The organism is Alcanivorax sp. HI0007 (assembly GCF_001635525.1).
Taxonomy (GTDB): Bacteria; Pseudomonadota; Gammaproteobacteria; order Pseudomonadales; family Alcanivoracaceae; genus Alcanivorax.
On sequence record NZ_LWEJ01000269.1, the window covers coordinates 1 to 3,437 of the forward strand.

The 3,437-nt window shown below is 62.2% G+C and carries 3 protein-coding genes; 2 read left to right on the forward strand and 1 reads right to left on the reverse strand.

The genetic code is table 11. The annotated features are described in order from the left end of the window. A partial coding sequence (locus A3714_RS16005; protein WP_197463436.1) for a polyprenyl synthetase family protein occupies window positions 1-569 on the forward strand: 569 nt, incomplete at its 5' end. Window positions 570-635: 66 nt separating this feature from the next. Then, complete coding sequence (gene dxs / locus A3714_RS16010) at window positions 636-2,552, forward strand: 1-deoxy-D-xylulose-5-phosphate synthase (RefSeq protein WP_063509594.1); 1,917 nt, start codon at window positions 636-638, stop codon at window positions 2,550-2,552. Window positions 2,553-2,699: 147 nt separating this feature from the next. Here dxs and A3714_RS16015 read toward each other — a convergent pair. After that, a partial coding sequence (locus A3714_RS16015; RefSeq protein WP_156493875.1) for a diguanylate cyclase occupies window positions 2,700-3,437 on the reverse strand: 738 nt, incomplete at its 5' end.

Sequence of the window (3,437 nt, forward strand, 5' to 3'; positions counted from 1 at the left end):
ACGAGGCCACCGCCATTCTGGCCGGCGATACCCTGCATACCCGCGCCTTCGAATTGCTCGCCAGCGGGGGGCATTATCGTGCCGAAACCCGCATCGCCATGATCCGCCACCTGTGCCTGGCAGCTGGCGTGGACGGCATGGCCGCCGGCCAGATGCAGGACATGCTCGCCCAGGGCCAACAGCAGACGGTGGCAGCACTGGAAGAGATGCACTACCTCAAGACCGGCCGGCTGATCACTGCCAGCCTGCAACTGGGCTACTTTGCCGCCGAGGTGGAGGATGCCACGTTACTTGGCGACCTGAACCGGTTTGGTGATGCCATCGGACTGGCCTTCCAGATCCAGGACGATATTCTCGATATCACGGCCGGCACCGAACAGCTGGGTAAACCCTCCGGGTCCGATCAAAAGCTGCAGAAAAGCACCTTCCCCTCCCTGCTTGGCCTGACACAGAGCCAGCAACGGGCCCGGGAGCTTTGCCAGCAGGCGCAACAGACCCTGGCCGGCTATGGAGAAAGCGCCCAACCTTTGCAACAATTGGCACAATACATCATCTCCCGCGATCACTGACGCCTGACGCCCGGTGAAGGTATACTAGGCACTCATTTCGCCGTGCATTTCAGGCTGCATATCTCTATGCCCAAGACATTTACGCAAATCCCGTTGACTCGCCCGGCCACGCCGCTGCTGGACACCCTGACCGGCCCCGCCGAGCTACGACGGCTACCTGCCACCCGGCTGGAGCAGGTAGTCGACGAACTGCGTGAATACCTGCTTTACGCTGTGGGCCAGTGTGGCGGTCACTTCGGTGCCGGCCTGGGCGTGGTGGAACTGACCGTGGCCCTCCACTATCTGTACAACACCCCGGATGACCGGCTGGTATGGGATGTGGGCCACCAGTGCTATCCGCACAAGATCCTTACCGGGCGCCGCGAAGGCATCACCAGCATCCGTCAGCAGGACGGCCTGTCCGGTTTTCCCAAGCGCAGCGAATCCGAGTACGACACCTTTGGCGTGGGTCACTCCTCCACCTCCATCAGTGCCGCCCTGGGCATGGCACTGGGGGCAGAAATGGCAGGCAGTGATCGCCGTGCCGTGGCCATTATCGGTGACGGCGCCATGACCGCCGGCCAGGCTTTCGAGGCCATGAGCCATGCGGCCCATACCCGCTCCAACCTGCTGGTGATTCTCAACGACAACAACATGTCGATTTCCCACAATGTGGGCGGCCTGTCCAACTACTTCGCGCGCATCTGGGCCAGCAAGAGCTACATCGCCCTGCGCGAAGGGGGCAAAAAAGTGCTCTCCACCATGCCGGCGGCCTGGGATTTTATTCGCCGCACCGAAGAGAGCATGAAAAACATGGTCAGCCCGGACATGCTGTTCGAGGCCATCGGCTTCAATTACATCGGCCCCATCGACGGCCACAATGTGGACGAGCTGGTCCGTACCCTGGGTAACATGCGCGCCCTGGAGGGCCCCCAGTTACTCCATATCTACACCACCAAGGGCAAGGGCTTCGCCCCGGCGGAAGCGGACCCGGTGGGCTACCACGCCATCAACAAGATCGAACCCAAACCCAAAGTCCAGGTGGCCGTCCCCAGTCAGCCCAAAAAACCCAAGTACCAGGATATCTTTGGCCAGTGGCTGTGCGACATGGCCGCGCAGGACAAGCGGCTGGTGGGCATTACCCCGGCCATGTGCGAAGGCTCCGGCATGGTGGAATTCAGCCGGCGTTTCCCGGATCGCTTTCATGATGTGGCCATCTGCGAACAACACGCAGTGACCCTGGCCGGCGGCCTGGCCTGCGAAAACCAGAAACCGGTGGTGGCGATCTACTCCACCTTCCTGCAGCGCGGCTATGACCAACTGATCCACGACGTGGCCCTGCAGGACCTGGATGTGACCTTTGCTCTGGATCGGGCCGGACTGGTCGGTGAGGACGGCGCCACCCATGGCGGCGTGTTTGACCTGGCCTACCTGCGCACGGTCCCCAACATGATCATCGCCGCACCCTCCGACGAGAATGAGTGCCGGCAGTTACTGAGTAGCGCCTACCAGCACGAAGGCCCGGCGGCGGTGCGCTACCCCCGCGGTACCGGCCCCGGTGTCGCGATTGAAAAGCCACTGGACACCCTGCCCATTGGCCAGGCACGTACCCTGCGCGACGGCCAGCAGGTAGCCATCCTGGCCTTTGGCGCCCTCACCCCCGAAGCACTGGACGCCGGGAAAGCCCTGAATGCCACCGTGCTGGACATGCGCTGGGTAAAACCGCTTGATCGTGACGCCATCCTCAAAGCCACCGCCAGTCATACCCTGCTGGTGACCGTGGAAGACCATCAGCGTATGGGCGGTGCCGGCTCGGCAGTCAATGAATTGCTCCACGAGGAGGGGCTGCTGGTCGATGTGCTCAATCTGGCGCTGCCCGATCACTTTATCCACCACGGCAAGCGGGATGCATTGCTGGCCCAGGCCGGCCTGGATGCCGAAGGGATCGAGACGCAAATCCGCGCGCGCCTGAGCGAACAGCAACGGCTGCGCGAAGCGCGCTGATTCCCGCAGCAAGCCGTCTTACCGTGTGTACGGCCCGAGGAAAATCTTCCCGGAATTTTCTCTGATAGCGCTGCGAACGAGGGGCGGTATGAAAGGCGGTGCCGGGATCCTGTACGGTACACCGAGAAGGCACCCTGCTTCCGGGTCTTACAACCCTTTGTCATCCTTGACCAGCCGCACTTTGGGCGGCGGCTCATACAGTCGCCAGGTATCGCGGCCACTTTGTTTGGCTTGATAAAGAGCCCGGTCCGCCGCATCCAGCAACGCCCGGGGGGTCTGGTTGGGCGTCGGCACCAGCACGGCCACGCCAATACTGACCGTCACCTCATCGGTGCCGGGATTTTGGCTATGGGGCAATGCCAGAGCTCGTACCGACCGGCACACCCTCGCGGCCAGCTGTTGTGCCTCGGTGTCGCCGATGCCCGGATACAGCATGACAAATTCTTCCCCACCGAAACGCGCCACCACGTCACCGCCACGCCGGCCATGACGGCGCAATTCATTGGACAGCTGCTGCAGACACCGGTCGCCCTGCAAATGCCCGTAGTGGTCGTTGTAGGCTTTGAAACAGTCCACATCCACCAGCATGAGAGTCAACGGCTGCTTGTCACGCTGGCAGCGTCGCCATTCACGATCCAGGGCCTCGTCAAAGGAGCGCCGATTGGCCAGCCCGGTCAGGCTGTCCTCCCGGCTCAGACGATGCAGACGTTCCGCCAGGGCCTGGGTGCGCTGTTGTTGGCGCAGCAGTTGCCGCTGGTTGAAAAACAGCAGCCGATCCCGCACCTCGCTGGTATAGCACAGAAACATGCCCAACAGATTCACCCCGGTATAGGTACGGTGGGTCATCTGCCAATCAACACCCTGACCGAAGCGCTCCGACAACCA